Genomic DNA, 243 nt, shown 5'->3' on the forward strand with positions numbered 1-243 from the left:
CGCTTCGTGGTGCCGCCGGAATGGTGCCTGCTCGGGTTCATCCACGAGGCCGACCCATCGCGAAGCTGGTGCCACGGCGGGAGTCTGGGCGCGGGTACGGCATTGACGGTGTTTCCCGAAGGCGCCAGTGAATTCGCGTTCAGTGCCGGCAGCCGGTTCAGCTTCCTGCTTACGCCCATGCAGCGGGTGCAGCGCAAACTCACCGAACTCAGCCTGCGTTCGAACCTGCCGTGCGGGCAGGCA

The 243-nt window shown here is 66.3% G+C and carries 1 pseudogene; it reads left to right on the top strand.

The window, feature by feature from the left end:
- Positions 1–243, top strand: a pseudogene (locus ACQG3P_RS22090) (AraC family transcriptional regulator); the annotation flags it as partial.

It is taken from the genome of Stenotrophomonas sp. SrG, assembly GCF_050031795.1.
Taxonomy (GTDB): Bacteria; Pseudomonadota; Gammaproteobacteria; order Xanthomonadales; family Xanthomonadaceae; genus Stenotrophomonas; species Stenotrophomonas rhizophila_A.